The following is a 520-nucleotide window of genomic DNA, read 5'->3' as shown; positions in this document are numbered from 1 at the left end:
TGACCGCGGAATCGTCGATGGCGTCCTGCGCGATCTCGCGGTCGAGCAGGGCCAGATCTTCCGCCAGCCGGTCAAGCTCGCGGACGTGCCGATCGATCGCCGCGCGCTCATCGTCCGGCAACGGTTGGGCGGCCAACCACGCCCGGCCGCGGCCGTTGAAAAGATCGGCATGCGGGCACTTCGGGATCAGGTGCGCGTGCAGGATCGAATGCACCTCGTTCTTGAGCCGCGTGCGATGGCGCACGACCTGGTAGCGCCGCGCCACCAGCCGACGCTTGCGTTCCGTCTCCGCGTCAGGCGTCCAGATCTGCGGCAGGTACCCAGCCGCCTGCAGACTGGCGAGCGTGCCGGCATCGATCTTGTCGGTCTTGACGTGAGCCTGGGCGATCGCCTTCACCTGCAGCGGATTGGCGATAATCACCGTAAGCGCGAATTTCCCTGCACCTTTTGCTTTTGAGTGCTCTGATGCATGAGGTGTCCACCAAAATAGGTGGACACCTTGTGATGGCAGACGATGATC

At 63.8% G+C, this 520-nt stretch carries 1 pseudogene; it reads right to left on the bottom strand.

The features are described from left to right. Positions 1-421, bottom strand: a pseudogene (locus tag IVB36_RS25205) (transposase); the annotation flags it as partial. Positions 422-520 lie beyond the last annotated feature (99 nt).

This window comes from Bradyrhizobium sp. 35 (genome assembly GCF_023073215.1).
Lineage (GTDB): Bacteria > Pseudomonadota > Alphaproteobacteria > Rhizobiales > Xanthobacteraceae > Bradyrhizobium > Bradyrhizobium canariense_D.
The sequence above is the reverse complement of the archived record's forward strand: the minus strand, read 5'-3'. Positions and strand labels throughout refer to the sequence as shown.